The sequence below is a fragment of the Mycobacterium sp. NPDC003449 genome, from assembly GCF_053588415.1.
In genome coordinates, this window is sequence record NZ_JBSFPX010000148.1 from 1 (window position 1) to 19,450 (window position 19,450).

Below are 19,450 nucleotides of genomic sequence, written 5' to 3' on the forward strand. Positions count from 1 at the left end.
CGAAGGGCCGCTCCGACGACGAGATCATGCGGTTCTGCCAGTCGTTCATGACCGAGCTGTACCGCCACATCGGCGAGTACACCGACGTGCCCGCCGGCGACATCGGGGTGGGGACCCGCGAAATCGGTTTCCTGTTCGGCCAATACAAGCGGATCACCAACCGTTACGAGTCCGGTGTGCTCACCGGCAAGGGACTGACCTGGGGCGGTTCACAGGTGCGCATCGAGGCCACCGGCTACGGCACGGTGTTCTTCGTCGACGAGATCCTGCGCGCCAACTCCGACTCGTTCGACGGCAAACGGGTCGTGGTGTCCGGCTCGGGCAATGTCGCGATCTACGCCATCGAGAAGGTGCACGCGCTGGGCGGGACTGTGGTCGCCTGTTCGGATTCCGGCGGCTACGTCGTCGACGAGAAGGGCATAGACGTCGGCCTGCTCAGGGAGGTCAAGGAGGTCCAGCGGGGCCGGATCGCCGATTACGCCGAAGCCCGCGCCGGGGCCGCCCGGGTCGTCGAGGGGCGGACAGTCTGGGAGGTGCCGTGCGATATCGCGCTGCCCTGCGCCACCCAGAACGAGGTGTCCGGGACCGACGCCGGGCTGCTGATCGAGTCCGGCTGCCGCATCGTCGCCGAGGGCGCCAACATGCCCTGCACACCCGAGGCGGTCAAACTGTTCGGTGAGGCCGGGGTGATCTTCGCGCCGGGCAAGGCCGCCAACGCGGGCGGGGTCGCGACCAGCGCGCTGGAGATGCAGCAGAACGCCTCGCGCGACTCCTGGACGTTCGACGACACCGAGGCCCGGCTGGCCGAGATCATGGGGCGCATCCATGACCGCTGCCTGAGCACGGCCGACGAGTACGGCCAGCCCGGCAATTACGCGGCCGGGGCCAATATCGCCGGATTCATCCGGGTCGCCGACGCGATGCAGGCGCTGGGCCTGATCTGACGGTTGGGTGATCTGAGCCACATCGGTGGCGCACACTGTCACACCTGGGTGGCGCGCGGTGTCTTGAGGACACAAGCCCGTTGAGAGGAGACAGTCCCATGACCGAGAAGACCACCCGCGTCGTCGTGATCGGCGGCGGATACGCCGGCGTGCTGGCCGCCAACCACCTGCAGAAGAACCCGAACACGGCGATCACGCTGGTCAACCCGCGCCCGAAGTTCGTCGAGCGGATCCGGCTGCACCAGATGGTCGCCGGGAACTACGACGCGGCCGCGTCCTACGACGAGTTGCTCGGCGACCGGGTCCGGTTGCTGGTCGACGGCGCCGAGCGCATCGACGCCCCCATCCGCCAGGTGCAGCTGACCTCCGGTGACGTGTTGCACTACGACTATCTGATCTATGCGGTCGGCAGCACCGGCGGGGTTCCGGCCTCGGTTCCCGGTGCGGCCGAATTCGCCTATCCCCTCAGCGAATTCGAGCAGGCCCACCGGCTGCGGGCCCGGCTGCAGGATGTGCCGCTCTGGGCCCCGGTCGTGGTGGTCGGGGGCGGACTGACCGGCATCGAGGCCGCGGGCGAGTTCGCCGAGGCCGGCCGGAACGTCACGCTGGTCACTGATGTGGTCGGCGCCTCGCTGGGCGTGGCGGGGCGGCGCTCGGTGGTCAAGGCGCTCACCAAACTCGGGGTTTCGATCGTGGACGGACCCGAGATCCTGGTGACCGAGGTGGGACCGGATACGGTCAGCCTCGCCGACGGCAACAGCCTGCCCAGCGCGGTGACGGTGTGGACCACCGGTTTCGGGGTGCCCGGCCTGGCCGCGGCCAGTGGGCTGAGGACCGACGGCCTGGGCCGGCTGCTCACCGACGAGACCCTCACCAGCGTCGACGACGCCCGGATCGTGGCGGCCGGCGACGCCGCCGCACCGTCGGGTGTCCCGCTGCGGATGAGCTGCCAGGCCGCGGGCCCGCTGGGGATCCAGTCGGCCGATACGGTGCTGGCCCGGATCGCCGGTACCGAGCCCACCGGGCTGAACCAGGCCTTCGTCGGGCAGTGCATCAGCATCGGTCGCACGTTCGGGACCATGCAGCTCGCCCACACCGACGACACCCCGCGCCGGGTCTACATCGGCGGACGGGCCGGTGCGTTCGTCAAGGAGCAGGTCTGCCGGGCTACGGTGACCTTCATGACGAAGGAGGGGCGCAAGCCCGGTTCCTACCTGTGGCTCAAGGGCGGCGACCGGGAACGCCAGATCGCCGAGGCCGGTGGCCGGACCGACAACGAGACCCTGACCCGATGAAGTCTCCCGGCGCAGGCAACTCGGGCGAGCACGCCGAACGGTTCACCCTGCTGCGGCCGTTGCTGTTCACCATCGCCTACGAGATTCTGGGCACGGCAACCGAATCCGACGACGTGCTGCAGGAGAGTTACCTGCGCTGGGCCGAGGTCGACCTGGCCACGGTGACCGACACCAAGGCCTATCTGGCCAAGTTGGTCACCCGCCAGGCCCTCAACGCCCTGCGGGCCGAATCCCGGCGGCGTGAGGAATACGTGGGTCCGTGGCTGCCGGAGCCGCTGCTGCTGGAGCCGACCGACGGTACCGATGCGTCGTCGGATGTCGTTCTGGCCGAGTCGGTTTCGATGGCGATGCTGGTGGTGCTTGAGACGCTGGGCCCCGATGAGCGGGCGGTGTTCGTGCTGCGCGAGGTGTTCGGCTTCAGCCACGACGAGATCGCCTCGGCGATCGGAAAATCCACCGGTGCGGTGCGCCAGATGGCACACCGGGCCCGCGAGCATGTGCAGTCGCGGCGCAAACGATTCGAGCCGATCGACCCGAAGCTCTCGATGGAGGTCACGGCGAAGTTCTTCGCGGCGGCCTCGACCGGGGATATGGACGGGTTGATGCAGATGCTGGCCCCGGATGTGGTGTGGACGGCCGACAGCGACGGTAAACGCAGCGCCGCCCGCAGGCCGGTGTACGGCGCGGACTCGGTGGCCCGGATCCTGGTCGGGCTGGTGCGAGTCGGCGGCCGGGGCGGCCGGGTCGAGCCGGCGATGTACAACAATTCTCCCGCGCTCAAGCTCTACCTCGGCGACAACTTCGAAGGTGTGCTCACCGTGGAGATCGTGGACGGGAAGATCACCCACCTCTACGCGATGCGCAATCCGGACAAGCTCACCGGCGTCGACATCCCCCGGGCGATCAGCCGCTGAGTTCCCCCGCCAGATCCCCCGCGAGCAGTCGTACTGTCAGACGGTGCCCGTCACCATCCGCTCCCTGCTGACCCGGTGGAACGCCAGCACCCGACTGGTCGTCGGGGGTGACGACGGGGTCGAACCGTCGATCGACGAACCGCTGCAGTGGGTGCACAGTTCCGAGCTCGCCGATCCGACGCCGTTCCTCGCCGCCGGCCATCTGCTGCTCACCGACGGCACCCAATTCCCGTCCGGGTCGACCGACCCGGAGATCTACGACGCCTATGTGGCACGGCTTGCCACACACGGGATCCTCGGCCTGGGTTTCGGTATCTCGCTGATCCACGGGCACCTGCCCGCCGAGCTCGAATCAGCCTGTCGCCGCCACCGGCTGCCGCTGTTCCTGGTCACCGATCTCACCCCGTTTCTGGCGTTCGCACGGTATGTCGCCGACCAGATCGCCGACGAGCAGACGGCCCGCATCCGGTGGTCGCTGGACGCCCAGCGGGCGATCGCCAGGGCGGCGATGCGCCCGGACGGCCTGACCTCGATCCTGGCCGAGCTGGCCAAGCAGCTGGACTGTTCGGCACTGCTGTTCGACGCGGTCGGCGCGCGCGTCCGGTCGCCGGCCGATGAACTGAATATCAAGCTGGACAACGCGATTCGCGACGCCGTCCGGACCGCACTGGAGCGCGGGGTGCGCTCGGCCTCGCACGTCGCACTCGGTGAGCGTGAGTACCTGCTGCAGACCATCGGCCACAGCAAGCGATTGGACGGGGTGTTGGTCCTCGGTGGACTGGAGTGGCCCGACCCGGCCGCCTCCGATGTGGTCAACAGCGTGATCGCGCTGGCCGGCCTTGCGCTGACCCAGAACCGGGCCCTGGACAAGGCCCACCACCATCTGCGTGCCGGAGTGTTCGAACAGTTGCTGATCGGCGACCCGACGGTGGCCACCCGGACCGCCACCTCGGTGTGGGGTGGGCTGCCCGGCGAACCGTTGACGGTGATGGCGGCGGCCAAGCCCGACCACAGCGACTTCCTGCTGGACGCGCTCGAACGCGAGGCGGCCGAACGTCGCGGTCGGGTGTTCTTCACCCAGCGCGAGAACCGCATCTACGTGCTGGCCGAGGCGGCACCCCCCGACGATCTGCTGAAACTGCTTTCCCAGCATGGTATTCCGGTTGGGACGTCCAGCGGGGTACCACTGGGGGCGCTGTCCCGGGGCGTGGCCGAAGCCGAGCGGGCGCTGCAACATGCGATCGAAACCGGTCAGTCCAGCGTGGCGTTCGAGACGTTCCTCGACCGCGGGGTGCTCGGGGTGCTCCGGCGCGAGCAGATGGGCACGGTGGCCCGCGGGATCCTGCGGGTACTGCACGCCCACGACACCGAGAAGGGTTCCGATCTGCTCACCACCGTGCGGATCTGGGTGCACAACGAATGCGCATGGGATGCGACGGCCCGTGAACTCGGCATCCACCGGCACACCCTGCGCAACCGGGTCCAGCTGGCCGGCCGACTACTCGATCTCGATCTCGATGCCCTGCGCGACCGCCTCGAACTGTGGGCCGCGGTTCAGCTCGTCACCGAGGACTGAGCGCCGAACACCTGCCGTCCGCCGACCCACGTTGCCTGCACGGCGATTTCGGCGATATCGTCGACGTCGCAGCTCACCGGGTCGCGCGCCAGCGCGACGAAGTCGGCGAACTTCCCCTGATCCAGCGAGCCGATATCGCGCTCCCGGTGGACCGAGGCGGCCGCCCCGAGCGTGTGCCCGCCCAGCGCCTGTTCGACGGTCAGGCACTGTTCGGGCGTCCCGAGACGCCGTTCGGCCAGGGTTCGGCGTCGCACCGCCGCGGCGACCGCCTCGAGGGGGTGCGGTGGGCAGACCGGGGCGTCCGAGGACAACACCACCGGGACGCCGGCATCCCTGATCTCACCGAGCGGGCTGAGCCGCGGCGCGCGGTCGCCGAGCGCGTTCATCAGCTCGTCGCCATACCGAAACAGATACTGCGGCTGGATGATCGGCCACAGCCCCAGCTCACCGCAGCGCCGCACCTGCGCGGCCGTCGGCGCGCCGAAATGCTCGATCCGATGCCGGATCGCGTCGTCGCTCCCGCCCGGCGCCATGGCTGCGTGCGCGTCGAGCACCAACTGGATCGCGGCGTCGCCCTGCGCGTGGGTCGCCGACTGCAGACCGAGTGCCCGCACCCGGGCGATCAGCTCGATCAGCTCCCCGGTGGGGTGGTAGAGATACCCGAATTCGTCGGGGCTGCAGCAGTACGGTTCGGAGAAGCGGGCGGTGCCCGCGGTGAGGGCGCCGTCGGCATAGAGTTTGACCCCCGCGATGGCGAGCTGGTCATCGCCGAAGCGCCCGCAGATGCCGAGCGCCTCGAGTTGGCCGATCAGGCTGGAGATCACCAGCATCTCGGCGCGCATCGTGAGGGCACCGGCACGTTGGGCCGCCAGGTAGGTGCTCAGTTCACGCCCGGTCACCTGCGCGTCGACGACCGTGGTTACCCCGCGCGCATGCAGTTCGTCCTGCGCGGCCAGCAGCTGGTCCCGCAGCGTGGCCGGATCGTCGGGCAGGTGGAAGTTCGGCCCGTTGTTGGTGATCTTCACCCCGCGCGCACCGGTGAGCCAATCGGCGGCCGCATCCCACACCGTGCCGTCGGGTGCGCCGTCGGCCTCACGACCGAAATGCCCGCCCGGCGGATCGGGGGTCTGCGCGCTGACTCCCATGTCACGCAGGGTCCAGCTGTTGACGATGGCACCGTGGCCACTCGAATGGAACACCAGCACCTCGCGGTCGCCGGCCACCCGATCCAGATCGTGCCTGGTGAGCATTCGCCGCTCGGCCACGTTACCGTGATGAAATCCGTTGCCGCGCACCTTCCCCGGCCGCCGCGCCGCCACGGTGAGGGCCGCGACGACGTCGTCGATGGTCGGGGCGGCCGCCCAGCCACAGTCGACCCACGAGGTGAACTGCCCGAACATCAGTGGGTGGCAATGCGCGTCGACGAATCCGGGGAGCACCGTGGCGCCGTCGACATCGAGGATGCCGGGCTTGCCGATCGCCCGCGCCCGGCAGTCCGATTCGGTACCCACCGCGGCGATCCGGTCCGCGCGCAGCAGCATCGCGGGTGCCGATTCGTTGTCGGCGTGCGGACGGATCACCCCGCCGATGACCAGAACCTCACCGAGATCGGCTGTCATGCCACGGTTTCGGCTGCCGGCACGGCGCTGGCGGCGAGCTGGCGCGTCGCCAGCACACAACCGGCCGCCACCAGACAGAGCACCGTGAGGTAGCCGAAGATCAGCACCGGCGAGCCGGCCGACATCCCCAACAGGGTGGGCAGCACGATGGGCGTCAGCGCACCGGCGGTCAGCGCCGCACCCTGGTAGGCCAGTGACGTCCCGGTGTACCGCACCCGAACCGGGAAGATACCGGCCAGCACCGCCGCGATCGGCCCGTAGTTGAATCCGGTGAACAGCGCCGTCACCGCCAGCATGACCGTGATGATCAGGAAGGATCCGGTGTGGGCGAGCAGATAGAGCGGCACCGCGATGACGGCGATCCCCAGCAGACCGACCACCACCACGTAGCGCGGCTGCCAGCGGTCCCCGAGCCAGCCGGCGAACGGCACGAACATCATCTCGAAGATGCCCGCGATGATCAGCGCGTTGAGCAACATATCCACCGCGACGCCCGCCTGTTCGGATGCGTACGACAGGAAGAACGACGAGGTCACGTAATAGCCGCCGGTGGCCACCAGCATCGCGCCGATGCCGATGAGCAGGCGCCTCGGAGCGCGCAGCACTTCCCGCACCGGCGCCGACGAGAGTTCTTGGGAGTCACGGGCCTTGGCGAACTCGGGGGACTCGCCGACGACCAGCCGCACGACCAGCCCGATGACCACCAGCACGGAGGACAACAGGAACGGAATCCGCCACGATCCCGCGGCCAGTCCATCCCCGATGTGCTCGGACACCGCGAACACCGCGGCCGACAACGTGGCGCCGACGGAGGATCCGAGCTGGGCGAACGATCCGAAGAAGGCGCGCCGGTCGCGCGGCGCATGCTCGATCGCCAGCAGCGCCGCACCGCCCCACTCGCCGCCCATCGCCACGCCCTGCAGCAGGCGAAGGATGATCAGCAACAGCGGGGCGGTCGCGCCGACGGAGGCGTAGGACGGCAGCAGACCGATGCCCACCGTGCCTGCGCCCATCAACAGCAGGGTGGCGATGAGCACCGGCTTGCGTCCGTAGCGATCGCCGAGGTGGCCGAAGATGAACGCACCGAGGGGACGCCCGAGATAGCCGAAGGAGGTGGTGCCGAACGCGACGATGGTGCCAAGCACCGGATCCATATCGGGTGGGAAGAACACCTCCCGGAAGACCAGCGCGGCCGCGGTCGCATAGATGAAGAAGTCGTACCACTCGATGCTGGTCCCCGCGAGGGCCGCGAGCGCGGCCCGCCGTGGCCGAGCGGTCGGAGCCGATTCTGTCGTCACGGGCATGTCCTCACCGAAGGAAGCTGCGTTACTCGTGCCATTGCCGATCTGGTGTGTCCGCGCTCACGCTAAGGAGCTGGTTTCCGTCCGCGCAACAGGACGTTCGTACATCGTTAACCGACTCGATCGACAAATTGCCAACCCGAGTCCCCGCTGAGTTGCCCCGCGAGCAGACACAAACCTGCACCATTTCGCCGAAAAAGGGTCAGGTTTGTGTCTGCTCGCCCTGGGACGCAAGCTTGGTCGGTGCGAATCGAGCCGCTCGGCGACCTGGGCGACGCCCCCGCGGTGCTGCGGGCCGTGGCGGCGGCGACGGCCGCGGCCGGCCTGCCACCGCCCGCCGCGCTGATCGGCGACTGGTTCGGCTCCCGCGCGGTGATCGCGCCGACGCTGACCGCCCGGCCCACTCCCCCGGCCCGGGTGTTCGACGTGCCACCCGGCCGGGCCGGCACCGCGGGCCCGGTCGGCGGCGGCTGGTTCGGCTACCTGTCCTATCCCGATCCCGGGTCCGGCGAGCACACGCCGCGCATCCCCGAGGCCGCGGGCGGCTGGTCGGACAGCGTGCTGCGCCAGGACGCCGAGGGCCGATGGTGGTACGAAAGCCTCAGCGGTGCGGCCTTTCCCGAGTGGCTGACATTGTCGGCAGGCCCGCCCGGGTCCTACACCGTGGACTGGACGGCGCCCGACCGGGATGGCCACCGCCTCGGTGTGCTGGCCTGCCTGGCGGCCATCGCGGCGGGTGAGGTGTATCAGGCCTGCGTGTGCACCCGGTTCACCGGCCGGATCGAGGGCGCCCCGATCGACTTCTTCACCGATACGGTGGCCCGGACCGCACCGGCGCGCGCGGCCTATATCGCGGGCATGTGGGGTGCGGTGGCCTCGCTGTCCCCCGAGCTGTTCCTGAGCCGGCACGGCACGTCGGTCACCTCCAGTCCGATCAAGGGCACACTGCCGCATTCGGCCGACCCGGCCGAGTTGTCGGCGTCGGTCAAGGATGTCGCCGAGAACATCATGATCGTCGACCTGGTCCGAAACGACCTGGGCCGGGTGGCGCGCACCGGCACCGTGACGGTGCCCGAACTGCTGCGGGTCCGCCCGGCGCCCGGGGTGTGGCATCTGGTCTCGACGGTCACCGCGCGCGTCGACGACCGGATGCCGATGGCCGCCCTCCTCGACGCGGCGTTCCCGCCGGCGTCGGTGACCGGAACCCCCAAGACCCGGGCCCGCAGGCTGTTGCGCGGCTGGGAGCCCGGGCGACGGGGAATCTATTGCGGCACAGTAGGCCTGGCCTCACCGGTAGCGGGTTGTGAGCTCAACGTCGCGATCCGCACCGTCGAGTTCGGCCCCTTCGGTTCCGCGGTGCTCGGGGTGGGCGGGGGCATCACCGCCGACTCCAACCCGGACCGCGAGTGGGAGGAATGCCTGCACAAGGCCGCCGCGATCGTCGGGCCCGCGTCGGTCACCGCCGGATAGCCGCACACAGCCGGTCCCAGTTACCGGAGGCGATCTTGTCGCGATCGGCATCGTCGAGCTCGGCGCCCGCCAGGAAGGCCCTGGCGCCCCCACCCGGCGCCTGCACGTACGGATAGTCGGTAGCGAACATGATCCGGTCCACGCCGACGACCTCGAGCGCCCAGCGCAGGTATCGCTGACTGAACATGCCGCTGGGGGTGAGGAACACGTTGCTGCGCAGGTAATCCGACACCGGGCGGTCGAGGTGCGCGGCCGAGGTCAGCCGGTCGATGCGGTCGAGGTAGAACGCCACCACCTCACCCCAGTGCCCGACGATGACCTGCAGGCCGGGGAACCGGTCGAAGACACCGCCGAGGATCAGCCGCAGCAACTGCACACCCGCGTCGTAATGCCAACCGATGCCGTGGGTGGCGAAAGCGGCCGCCAGCGCGGCGTCGGGGCCGTCGTAGTAGGCCCGGCGCACCTCCGGCGGCGGCGACTGCGGGTGCAGGTACAGCGGGGCGTTGAGAGCTTCCGCGGCCTCGAAGATCGGCCAGTTGTCCGGATGGTCGAAGTTGCGGTCCCGGGTGCGCCCGCAGACCAGGGTCCCGTGAAAGCCCAGATCGGTGACCGCACGCCCGAGTTCAGCCGCGGCCGCGGCCGGGTCCGGCGTGGCGAGGGTGGCGAATCCCTGCAACCGGTCGGGGTGCGCGGCTACCGCGGCGGCCAGCCGGTCGTTGCATTCGGTCTGCAGCGCCACCGCGTCGGCGCGGTCCAGGTTCTGCACCCCCGGCGTGGTCAGCGAGAGCACCTGCACATCGAGTCCGGTGTCGTCCATGCTCGCCAGGCGCGCCATGTCGAGGTCGAGCAGGCTGTCGGCCCAGCCCTCCCCGGGTGTCGGCGCCCAGACGTCCTGCCACTGCGGTTCGACCCCCGACCAGGCCTCGATGAGGTCGGCGGTGACGAAATGTTCTTCCAATCCAACGATTTTCATGTATCCAACAGCTCCTTCACGAAGAGATCCTCACAGTGCATGCGCCGCGCCGACAGCCCCTGTTCGAAATGCCAGCGCAGGAACGCGTCGAGTGCCGTGCGGTTGGCCGCCACCCCGTAGGGCCACCAGTCGTCGCCGAACAGCCCGCGGTTGTCGTCGTAGAGCTTGCTGATCCACGGCATCATCTGGTCGATGTGGTTGAGCATCCGGCCGTCTCGGTATTGCTGCGCGACAAGATCTTTGGCCTGGCAGAAGGCGTCGTACACCGTCTGCGCCAGCTCGGGGTGGCGCTCAAGGAGATCGCGGCGGATCACCACGGTGTGCATGATCGGGAAGATGCCGGTGCGCAGATAGTAGCCGCGCTCGACCGGTTGGTAGTCGTCGAACAGCCGGGCCACCCCTGGCGATCCGTCGATCACGCATCTGGGCACATCGGCCGAGATCAGCGCGTCGATCTCACCGGCCGCCAGCATCGGTCCCAGCGCCTTGCCGTCCGGGGCCGCGGTCACCTCGACACCCGCCGGGTGCGGTTGCGGGACGAAGTCGAAAGGTGCCATCGGCCAGTCGAATCCGCCGACGATCCAGCGGCACTGATCGAGTGTCACGCCGTACTCGTCGGCCAGCATGCCCTTGGCCGTCACTCCGGCATCGTGGCCGTAGACCGCGAACTCGCCGACCGTCGCACCCGCCAGGTCGCGCGGTGTGGTGATGCCGCTGGCCCGGTTGACGAAGATCGCCGAGTGCCGGAACTGGCGCGCCAGGAAGATGGGCAGCGCGATGAACGGCGGGTCGTCGAGGTCGAGCGTGCGCAGATAGAACGTCAATCCCAGTTCGGCGACCCCGAATTCGTTGTCGCGGATCATCCGCTCGAAGATCTCGGACACGATCCGGGCGGTGTGGAACGTGGGACTGACCCCCGGTATCGGCACGGTGCCATCGATCAATGGCCGGACATGCTCGTAGTTGTGGAAGCCGATGTCGAGTGCGATCCCGCTCATATCGATATAGTAAATGCATTTACTAATCAGAACAAGGAGAATCTTGTCTACGCTCGGCGTCGTGGCCAACGACGTGCACGCGATCGAGGACCTGTTCGCGACGGCCTCCCTCGGTGGACCGGAGAAGGCGATCGGCTTCGTGATGTGGCGTGTCCTGCACCGCTACATCCGGGAAGCCGATCGCGCGCTGGTCGCCCACAACCTCACCCATCTGCAGTTCCAGACCCTGGCCCTGGCCGCCTGGCTGGGCCGCACGGGCGAGCCGGTCACCCAGGTCCAGCTGGCCAGGGCCGGTGACATCGCTCCGATGCAGGTATCGCACATGATGAAGGCGCTGGAGACCAAGGGCTGGATCCGCAGGCCCCGCAGCAGCACCGATGACCGGGCCAAGAACGTCGAGACCACGGCCGAGGGCCTGGACGTGCTGCGCCGCGCGCTTCCGGCGATGATCGAACTGCAGCACGAGATCTTCGGCGAGGAGGGCGCGCCCGGCGGGAGCCTGCTCACCGCGCTGCTGCGGCTGGAGGCCTGAGCGGCGCGGTCTCAGTCCCGCGCGCGCAGCACGGCGTCGTAGAGCTCACGCCGGGACGGTGCACCGGGGTTGGCGGCGATCACCTGTGCGCACGCATCCTTGACCCTGGCGCCGGCCTCGACGAGTTCGGCCACCTCGGCGACGAGCGTGGGCACATCCGCGGTCGGCACGGCGCCCGCGAGCACCACGGTGATCTCGCCCAGCACCCCGTCGGCGGCCCATTCGGCCAGCTCGGCCAGGCTGCCCCGGACGATCTCCTCGTGGATCTTGGTCAGCTCGCGGCACACCACGGCGCGGCGCTGCGGGCCGAGCGCGTCGACGGCGTCGCGCAGCGTCTCGGCGAGCCGGCGCGGGGATTCGAAGAACACGCAGGTGCGCCGCTCGGTGGCCAGGGTGTTCAGCCAGGTCATCCGGGCGGCGTGCTTGCGTGGCGCGAAACCCTCGAAACAGAACCGGTCGGAGGCCAGACCCGACACCGCAAGCGCCGTCGTCACCGCCGAGGGCCCGGGCAGGCAGCTCACCGGCACCCCGGTCTCGACGCACGCCGCCACCAGGCGGTAGCCCGGATCGTTGATCAGCGGCATCCCGGCGTCGCTGACCATCAGCACGGTCGCCCCGGCCTGCATCTCCCCGATCAGCCCCGGCACCCGGCTCGCCTCGTTCTGATCGAAGAAGCTGAGCACCCGGCCGGCCGGGTGCACGTCAAGGGCCTGGGCCAGGGCGCGGACGCGCCGGGTGTCCTCGGCGGCGATGATGTCGGCGCTCTTCAGCGCCGCGACCAGCCGCGCCGATGCATCCGAGGGCAGGCCCAGCGGCGTGGCGCCGATCAACAGTTTGCCGGGTGTCACGCCCGACAGCCTACGATCGCTTGCGTGACCGCCACCGCCACAGCCACGCCGACGGCTGGTCGTCCGGTCCCGATGATCAGCCCCGCGCCCGTGATCCCGGTGCCCGATTTCGGCCCTGTCGACCGGTTGCAGGGGACGGTGATGACAGCCATCATCACCGCGCTGGCCGCGATCAGCCGGTTCTTGAATCTGGGCTCGCCGACCGATGGCGGCACGCCGATCTTCGACGAGAAGCATTACGCGCCGCAGGCCTGGCAGGTGCTGCACAACCACGGTGTCGAGGACAATCCGGGCTACGGGCTGGTGGTGCACCCGCCGGTGGCCAAGCAGCTGATCGCGGTCGGCGAGTGGCTGTTCGGCTACAACGGCCTCGGCTGGCGGTTCTCCGGCGCGGTGTGCGGTGTGGTCCTGGTGCTGCTCGTGGTGCGGATCGCCCGGCGGATCTCGCGTTCGACGCTGGTCGGCGGCATCGCCGGGCTGCTGCTGATCGCCGACGGGGTGAGCTTCGTATCGGCCCGCACGGCGCTGATCGACGTATTCCTCACGATGTTCGTGGTGGCGGCGTTCGCCTGCCTGATGGTCGACCGCGATCAGGTGCGCGAACGGATGTACCACGCGTTCGTCGAGGGTCGCATCGCCGAGACGGTGTGGGGGCCGCGACTGGGGGTGCGGTGGTGGCGGTTCGGCGCGGGCGTGCTGCTCGGACTGGCCTGCGCGACGAAGTGGTCGGGCCTGTACTTCGTGGCCTTCTTCGGGGTGATGACGCTGGTGTTCGACGCGGTGGCGCGCAGTCAGTACCACGTGCCGCAACCGTGGAAGGGCATGCTGCGCCGCGATACCGGGCCAGCGGCGTACGCGCTGGGCCTGATCCCGTTCGCGGTCTATCTGGCGTCCTACGCACCCTGGTACGCCTCGGAGACCGGGGTCAACCGGCATGAGGTCGGGCAGTCGATCGGCGAGCACAGCATCGTGCCGCTGCCCGACGCGATCCGCTCGCTGTGGCACTACACCTATGCCGCCTACCACTTCCACTCCGGGCTGACCAACGCCGACGGCAACCATCACCCGTGGGAATCCAAACCGTGGACCTGGCCGATGTCGTTGCGCCCGGTGCTGTATGCGATCGACAACCAGGATGTGCCCGGCTGCGGCGCCCAGTCCTGTGTGAAGGCCGTGATGCTGGTCGGCACCCCGGCGATGTGGTTCATCGCGGTGCCGGTGATCGGCTGGGCGGTGTGGCGCGCGGTGGTCCGCCGCGATTGGCGCTACGCGGTCGTGCTGGTCGGCTACTCGGCCGGTTTCCTGCCCTGGTTCGCCGATATCGACCGGCAGATGTACTTCTTCTACGCGACCGTGATGGCGCCGTTCCTGGTGCTGGCGATAGCCCTGATCCTCGGCGACATCCTGCACAAACCCAACCAGAATCCGGAACGAAGAACGTTGGGCCTGTTGACGGTCTGCTTCTACCTGGCGCTCGTGATCACCAACTTCGCCTGGATGTACCCGATCCTCACCGGCATCCCGATTTCGCAGGGCACCTGGAACCTGCAGATCTGGTTGCCGAGCTGGCGATAAGCCGGTGACGCCGCGTTGAGATTGCGTGCAGGGTCGTGGATTCCCGTTATCCACAGCCTTGGGTGCAATCTCAAAATTCGCCGCCATATTCGTCGGCATCGCCTTCCAGCATCACGGCATGCGTGTGGTTTTCATCGGCAGCGAGATGCTCAAACGTGGCGCGCTCACCCGCGGTGCCCTGAGGTGGAACTACACCGCGATCTTCCCCGACGTCTACCTGCCGAACAGGGCAGAACGGACTCTGCGACGCCGAACCGCGGGTGCATGGCTGTGGTCGGGCCGCAACGGCGTCATCGCCGGTCGCGCGGCGGCCGCGATGCACGGCGCTCAGTGGGTCCCCGACGGCATCCCCGTCGAGATGATCTGGCGCAGCGGCCGACCGCCGTCGGGCATTGTCGTGCGCAACGAGCGGATCGAATCCGACGAGATCATCGAGATCGGCGGCATCGCCGTGACGACGCCGCAGCGGACCGCCCTGGATCTCGCGCGGCATCTACCCCGGAATCCGGCTGTCGAGAGCCTCGACGCCCTGGCCCGCGCCTCCGACGTCAAGGCACCCGATGCGCTGGCGCTCGCCGGCCGTTACCCCAGTGCGCGGGGGCTGCGCCGAGCCGAGATCGCGCTCGACCTGATGGACGCCGGTGCACAGTCACCGAGAGAAACGTGGCTTCGGCTGGTCCTCATCGACGACGGCCTGCCCCGGCCGCGCACCCAGATCCGGGTGACCGACGGTTTCACCGAGGCATTCATCGACATGGGTTATGACGACGGCAGAGTGGGTCTCGACTATGACGGCAAGCACCACGCCTCGGACCGGGCGCGTTACGTGCACGACATCGGCAGGAACGAGCTGATCGCCCGCCAGGGATGGCTCGACATTCACGTGGTGGCCGAACACGGCCGGGCATTCATTCTGCACAGGGTTCGCGAAGCGTTGAGATTGCGCGCAGGGTCGTAGATTCTCGCGAATCACAGCCCTGGGCGCAATCTCAACACCGGCGCGCTAAACCGGGTCCCTGGCCGCCGGACACGACATACACCGCGGCCCACCACGGCCGGTGCCCAGCTCCGACGCCGCGATCGCCAGCACTTCGATACCCGAATCGGCAAGCCGGGCATTGGTTTCGGAGTTGCGCTCATAGGCGACCACCACACCCGGGGCGACGGTCAGGGTGTTGTTGCCGTCGTCCCACTGCTCGCGCTCGGCGGTCACCGGATCCAGCCCGGTGTCGATCACCCGCAGCTTGTCGATGCCCATCGCCTCGGCTGCCGCCCGCACGAACGGCACGTCGTCGTCGATCCGCACCCCGCCGGGCTCGCGGTGAATCGTGAACGCCGACAACGAGTCCACCACATTGGGGTACATCAGCACGGTGTCGACGTCGACCATGGTGCACACGGTGTCCAGGTGCATCTGGGCCCGCTCCTGGGCGATCGGCACGGCCAGCACGGTATGCGCGAGATCGTCGTCGAAAAGGCTGCGGGCCAACGCCTCCGCCCCGGCCGGCGTGGTCCGCTCCCCCACCCCGACCGCCACCACACCCGGCGCCAGCAGCAGCACATCGCCACCCTCGACCGGCGCCGAGCGCGATTCGTAGGCCCGCCGCACCCCGAGGAACCGCGGATGGTGCGCATAGATCAGATCGGTCAGCGAGGTCTCGCGCACCCGGGCAGGCAGGGCCAGCGAGGTGATGGCCACCCGGGGCCCGATCCAGAACGACGAATCCCTGGTGAACAGCAGATTGGGCAGCGGGTCGATGACGAAGTCCCCACCGTGGTGCATCCGCCGCACCAGTGACAGCTCGGCCCCGCTGAACGGCACTTCGTTGAATGTCATCCCGGCCATCAGCACCCGGGCCAGCGCGACCGGGTCAAGTGTCCGCAGGTAGGACGAAAGCTCCTGCGCCAACGGCGAACCCAGCCGGCGCGTATCCACCGCGGCCGAGATGCCGTGCATCCGTGCCGCGCCGCTGTGCGCCAGCGCCTCGGTGAGCAGGTCGGCCAGCAGCAGCACCTCGACACCGCGCGAGGTCAGCAGCGCGGCGAAGGCGTCGTGCTCCTGCTGCGCCTTGGCCACCCACGGCAGCCCGTCGAACAGCAGGGCGTCGTTGTTGCGCGGGGTCAGGCGCTGCAACTCGGGCCCCGGCCGGTGCAGGATCGCGACCCGCAGCGTGCCAACCTCCGAATTCGAGCCCAACACCACATCGGTCACACTTAGAACGGTAACCCCATCCGTCACCTCAAGTAGGGTTTAGATGTCATGGACACCCACGAGTTGACCCCCGGCGATATGGCGCGCCGCAGCGGCGTCGCAGTGTCCGCGCTGCATTTCTACGAGCGCGAGGGCCTGATCAGGAGCCGGCGCACCTCGGGCAATCAACGCCGCTACCCGCGGGAGACCCTGCGGCGGGTGGCGTTCATCCGGATGTCGCAGCGACTGGGGATCCCCCTGGCCCGGATCCGGGAGGCGCTCTCGACGCTGCCCGACGACCGCGTCCCGACCAGCAAGGACTGGGCCCGGCTCTCGGCGGGCTGGCGACAGGATCTCGACGACCGAATCCTGCATCTGCAACGGTTGCGCGACAACCTGACCGGCTGCATCGGCTGCGGCTGCCTGAGCCTGAAAACCTGCCAGTTGTCCAACCCCGAGGACGTCCTGGCCGAACAGGGTCCCGGCGCGGCTCGCCTCTGATCGACCCTGACACATCGAACGTCTGTGCGATAAGATCGCGCGCATGGAGCTGGCGCTGCAGGGCTCGCTGTTCGAGCACGCGGAACGTCGCCGACTGGGCGACGGTGCCTGGGTCGAACTGCGTTCCGACTGGTTGGCCGATGCGGATTCACTGTTCGAGGAACTGATGGACGCCGTCCCGTGGCGGGCCGAACAACGTGAGATGTATGACCGCGTGGTCGACGTGCCACGCCTGGTGAGCTTTCACCATCTGGTCGACGAGCCCGTACCGCATCCACGGCTCAAACAGATCCGCCGCCGGCTCAACGATACCTATGGCGGGGAGCTCGGCGAGCCGTTCACCACGGCCGGACTGTGCCTGTACCGCGACGGTAACGACAGCGTGGCCTGGCACGGCGACACGATCGGCCGCAGCCGCACCCACGACACCATGGTGGCCATCGTCGGGCTCGGCGCCACAAGGGTTTTCGCACTGCGCCCACGCGGCGGCGGGCACGCCATCAGGCTGCAGCACCGGCACGGCGACCTGCTGGTGATGGGCGGCTCGTGCCAGCGCACCTGGGAGCATGCGATCCCGAAGACCAGCAGGCTGATCGGTCCACGGATCAGCATCCAGTTCCGCCCGCACGATGTGCGTTAACCGGTGAAACCTACCCCTGCACCGCGCTCACCGCGGCCGTCAGCAGATCGCGGGCCCGAGCGGTGTCGACCGGCGCCACCGGCTTGTCGGGCAGCACGAGCGGGTTCGCGGTGACGATCACCCGGAACGTCGCGAAGGTGGCGACGTAGTTGTAGAGCTGGCCGGTCTTGGGCCGGCCGCCAACCAGGGTCTGCACGATCCGGTGGGTGCCGACCGTCTGAGCCCCCTCGATCTGCGGGGACTCGACCACGTCGATCTGGCCGCGGGAACCCGGCCCGAGGAATTTGACCTGTTTGCACGCGTCGCCCGGATCGGTCTGCGGGATCGGTTCGGAGGTCTCCACGGCTAGCACGATGAACCGGTTGCCCGCCCCCTCCGCCGCGGTCGCGGCCATATTGCCCTTGAGGTCGGCAGGCAGCGACTGACCCTCGGCGAACTTCGCGCAGTCCTCGGGCTCGAACTTCACCCCCGGCGGCATCTTCTGCGGTGCCAGCAGCTTCGGGTCGATACCGGTCGGGGCCACATCGCTGACCTTGAATTCCGGGCCGAACGCCGAGCGGACCTTGCCCACATTGGCGATATCGGCGTTGGGGAACTGCGGCTCGTCGGATTGACCGCAGGCCACGAGCGCGGCGGCGCACGTGGCGGTGGCGGCGCACGTCAGGGCGGTGGGGATCAGGTTCGGCATCGCCGTAAATGTACCTGCCGCAACCGGATCAACCGCGTAACGCCGACACCGATTTCACCAACAGGTCGGCCGCATACCGGGCGTCGAGCGCGGTTTCGGCGGATCCGGGATCGGTGACGACGGTCACCGAGCAGTAATGGTCGCCCAGGTCGGCGGTGAAGGTGTCGGCATGCGACCGGGTCTCGGTGCCGCCTTCGACGACGGTGCGCACGGCCGTGGCCATGCCCGCGGTGCGCGCACCCTCGATCGCGGGTGCAGGCCGGGACGTGACGGCGCCGACGGAGTGCCCGCCGGTGACCGTCCACTCGGCGCAGTGGTCGGCCAGGTCCGGGTCCGCCGGTGCGGTGGCGCGCGCGACGACGGCGTAGACGATTCCCCCTGGCCCGGACCCGGACCATCCGCGTGCGGTGCCCGGGTCGACCGCGGGCGCGGCCAGTGCCCCGCACTCCGGCGGGTCGGCCAGCCAGTGCGCCTCGAATCCCCACAGCGCGATCGGCGTCACCCGCGCGTCGATCGGGGCGAACTCGTAGCCGTCCGGCAGGTCCTGGCGCACCCGGTCGATCCTGGCCGGGTTCAGCGTCGCGGCAGTACTCGTCGCCGCAGGCGGGGCAGGCTCACCGGGGCCCTGCGGCGCACCACACCCGGCAGCGCCCAACGCGACGGCGACGCAGGCCGCATAAACGCGCACGGCGCGTTGATACCACACGCCGTGTTTGCTGTCGAGAACGGCCGACCCCGTTGTCAAGGGGTTTTTCGTGCCCGCGGACCACTGCAAGTGTTGCGCTGCAGCGGAATTTAACGACAAGGCGGCAGGTTTTACCCGTGTGTACGAACTTGCGGTTGCCGCGATGACGGGAAGTGCGCTTTCGGCGCTCAGCCTGGGGTTCCCGGCTGCGACCATGGCCGCACCATCCGGTATCGGCTCGGCACAGGACACCGTGTACGCACTCGAGCAGAGCGGCTACCGGGTGGTCCTCTACAAGATGGGTCCGGCGCCGCTGGATCGCTGCTCGGTCGACTCGGTGCGTCCCGGCGGGGCGGTCAGCCGGACCGTGTACCTGACGGCGAGGTGCTGACCGGCCTCACCCGCGCGAGAACTCCGAGGCGGCGGCGATCTGCCCGGCCGACGGCCGGACCCCGGTGTAGCGCTCGAACTGCTCGGCGGCCTGCAGGGCGATCACCTGCGCGCCGGTGATGACATCGCGGCCCGCCGCCCTGGCCGCGGCGATCAACGGGGTTTCCGAGGGCAGCGCCACCACGTCGAACACCGTGCCTGCCGCCTCGATGGTGGGCGGCTCGAAGGCGCTGCGGTGTTCGTCGGGGCCACCCGACATCCCGATCGGGGTGACGTTGACCAGCACCGCCGCGGTGAGGTCGCCGACGTC

General features: G+C 69.0%; 19 protein-coding genes and 1 pseudogene. 11 read left to right on the forward strand and 9 right to left on the reverse strand.

Annotated elements, in window-relative coordinates; all coding sequences use genetic code 11:
- The 4 genes from ACWDTP_RS28390 to ACWDTP_RS28405 form a co-directional block, all read left to right on the forward strand.
- Positions 1 to 944 (forward strand): Glu/Leu/Phe/Val dehydrogenase dimerization domain-containing protein (locus ACWDTP_RS28390; protein ID WP_450026045.1); only part of this gene is annotated, 944 nt, incomplete at its 5' end.
- A 98-nt stretch (positions 945 to 1,042) separates the two neighbouring features.
- Complete coding sequence (locus tag ACWDTP_RS28395; RefSeq protein ID WP_450026047.1) at positions 1,043 to 2,239, forward strand: NAD(P)/FAD-dependent oxidoreductase; 1,197 nt, start codon at positions 1,043 to 1,045, stop codon at positions 2,237 to 2,239.
- Positions 2,236 to 3,153 carry an RNA polymerase sigma factor SigJ gene (sigJ, locus tag ACWDTP_RS28400; protein ID WP_450026049.1) on the forward strand — a complete coding sequence of 306 codons (918 nt, stop codon included), beginning with the start codon at positions 2,236 to 2,238 and terminating at the stop codon, positions 3,151 to 3,153. The genes ACWDTP_RS28395 and sigJ overlap by 4 nt, the downstream gene beginning before the upstream one ends.
- A gap of 43 nt (positions 3,154 to 3,196) precedes the next feature.
- Entirely contained in the window at positions 3,197 to 4,729 is a 1,533-nt protein-coding gene (locus tag ACWDTP_RS28405) for a PucR family transcriptional regulator (RefSeq protein WP_450026051.1), read from the forward strand.
- Here ACWDTP_RS28405 and ACWDTP_RS28410 read toward each other — a convergent pair.
- Entirely contained in the window at positions 4,708 to 6,348 is a 1,641-nt protein-coding gene (locus ACWDTP_RS28410; protein WP_450026053.1) for an amidohydrolase, read from the reverse strand. The two genes, ACWDTP_RS28405 and ACWDTP_RS28410, sit on opposite strands and share 22 nt — an antisense overlap.
- On the reverse strand, positions 6,345 to 7,646 hold the full coding sequence (locus ACWDTP_RS28415) for an MFS transporter (protein ID WP_450026055.1): 1,302 nt from the start codon (positions 7,644 to 7,646) through the stop codon (positions 6,345 to 6,347). Before ACWDTP_RS28415 ends, ACWDTP_RS28410 begins: the two co-directional genes overlap by 4 nt.
- Positions 7,647 to 7,892: 246 nt before the next feature.
- Between ACWDTP_RS28415 and ACWDTP_RS28420 the strand changes: the two genes are divergently transcribed.
- Positions 7,893 to 9,119, forward strand: a complete 1,227-nt coding sequence (locus ACWDTP_RS28420) for an aminodeoxychorismate synthase component I (RefSeq protein ID WP_450026057.1) — start codon at positions 7,893 to 7,895, stop codon at positions 9,117 to 9,119.
- On the opposite strand, the gene ACWDTP_RS28425 is transcribed toward ACWDTP_RS28420, so the two are convergent.
- Together ACWDTP_RS28425 and ACWDTP_RS28430 are read right to left on the reverse strand one after the other, a co-directional pair.
- Entirely contained in the window at positions 9,106 to 10,092 is a 987-nt protein-coding gene (locus ACWDTP_RS28425) for an amidohydrolase family protein (RefSeq protein ID WP_450026059.1), read from the reverse strand. The genes ACWDTP_RS28420 and ACWDTP_RS28425 overlap by 14 nt on opposite strands.
- Entirely contained in the window at positions 10,089 to 11,090 is a 1,002-nt protein-coding gene (locus ACWDTP_RS28430; RefSeq protein ID WP_450026061.1) for a 4,5-dihydroxyphthalate decarboxylase, read from the reverse strand. The genes ACWDTP_RS28425 and ACWDTP_RS28430 overlap by 4 nt, the downstream gene beginning before the upstream one ends.
- 43 nt (positions 11,091 to 11,133) lie before the next feature.
- On the opposite strand from ACWDTP_RS28430, the gene ACWDTP_RS28435 reads away from it, so the two are divergent.
- Positions 11,134 to 11,622: a MarR family winged helix-turn-helix transcriptional regulator gene (locus tag ACWDTP_RS28435; protein WP_450026063.1), complete on the forward strand. Its 489-nt coding sequence runs from the start codon at positions 11,134 to 11,136 to the stop codon at positions 11,620 to 11,622.
- Positions 11,623 to 11,633: 11 nt separating this feature from the next.
- Here ACWDTP_RS28435 and rsmI read toward each other — a convergent pair whose 3' ends face one another.
- The gene (gene rsmI, locus ACWDTP_RS28440) at positions 11,634 to 12,470 is read right to left on the reverse strand and encodes a 16S rRNA (cytidine(1402)-2'-O)-methyltransferase (protein ID WP_450026065.1); all 837 of its coding nucleotides are present in this window, start codon (positions 12,468 to 12,470) and stop codon (positions 11,634 to 11,636) included.
- Positions 12,471 to 12,542: 72 nt separating this feature from the next.
- On the opposite strand from rsmI, the gene ACWDTP_RS28445 reads away from it, so the two are divergent.
- Both ACWDTP_RS28445 and ACWDTP_RS28450 read left to right on the forward strand, forming a co-directional pair.
- The gene (locus tag ACWDTP_RS28445) at positions 12,543 to 14,045 is read left to right on the forward strand and encodes a dolichyl-phosphate-mannose--protein mannosyltransferase (protein WP_450026081.1); all 1,503 of its coding nucleotides are present in this window, start codon (positions 12,543 to 12,545) and stop codon (positions 14,043 to 14,045) included.
- Positions 14,046 to 14,163: 118 nt separating this feature from the next.
- Entirely contained in the window at positions 14,164 to 15,003 is an 840-nt protein-coding gene (locus ACWDTP_RS28450; protein ID WP_450026067.1) for a hypothetical protein, read from the forward strand.
- 45 nt (positions 15,004 to 15,048) lie between these two features.
- Here ACWDTP_RS28450 and arcA read toward each other — a convergent pair whose 3' ends face one another.
- A complete protein-coding gene (gene arcA, locus ACWDTP_RS28455; protein ID WP_450026069.1) occupies positions 15,049 to 16,257 on the reverse strand; it encodes an arginine deiminase in 1,209 nt (402 codons plus the stop codon).
- 48 nt (positions 16,258 to 16,305) lie between these two features.
- On the opposite strand from arcA, the gene soxR reads away from it, so the two are divergent.
- Both soxR and ACWDTP_RS28465 read left to right on the forward strand, forming a co-directional pair.
- Positions 16,306 to 16,737, forward strand: coding sequence for a redox-sensitive transcriptional activator SoxR (gene soxR, locus ACWDTP_RS28460; RefSeq protein ID WP_450026071.1), 432 nt, complete (start codon positions 16,306 to 16,308; stop codon positions 16,735 to 16,737).
- Between the two features lie 43 nt (positions 16,738 to 16,780).
- Positions 16,781 to 17,377 carry an alpha-ketoglutarate-dependent dioxygenase AlkB gene (locus tag ACWDTP_RS28465; protein WP_450026073.1) on the forward strand — a complete coding sequence of 199 codons (597 nt, stop codon included), beginning with the start codon at positions 16,781 to 16,783 and terminating at the stop codon, positions 17,375 to 17,377.
- A 10-nt stretch (positions 17,378 to 17,387) separates the two neighbouring features.
- On the opposite strand, the gene ACWDTP_RS28470 is transcribed toward ACWDTP_RS28465, so the two are convergent.
- Both ACWDTP_RS28470 and ACWDTP_RS28475 read right to left on the reverse strand, forming a co-directional pair.
- The gene (locus ACWDTP_RS28470; protein WP_450026075.1) at positions 17,388 to 18,065 is read right to left on the reverse strand and encodes a DUF5642 family protein; all 678 of its coding nucleotides are present in this window, start codon (positions 18,063 to 18,065) and stop codon (positions 17,388 to 17,390) included.
- Between the two features lie 28 nt (positions 18,066 to 18,093).
- A complete protein-coding gene (locus tag ACWDTP_RS28475; RefSeq protein ID WP_450026077.1) occupies positions 18,094 to 18,753 on the reverse strand; it encodes a DUF5642 family protein in 660 nt (219 codons plus the stop codon).
- A gap of 160 nt (positions 18,754 to 18,913) precedes the next feature.
- Between ACWDTP_RS28475 and ACWDTP_RS28480 the strand changes: the two genes are divergently transcribed.
- Positions 18,914 to 19,141, forward strand: a complete 228-nt coding sequence (locus tag ACWDTP_RS28480; RefSeq protein WP_450026079.1) for a hypothetical protein — start codon at positions 18,914 to 18,916, stop codon at positions 19,139 to 19,141.
- 6 nt (positions 19,142 to 19,147) lie between these two features.
- Here ACWDTP_RS28480 and ACWDTP_RS28485 read toward each other — a convergent pair.
- Positions 19,148 to 19,450, reverse strand: a pseudogene (locus tag ACWDTP_RS28485) (shikimate 5-dehydrogenase); the annotation flags it as partial.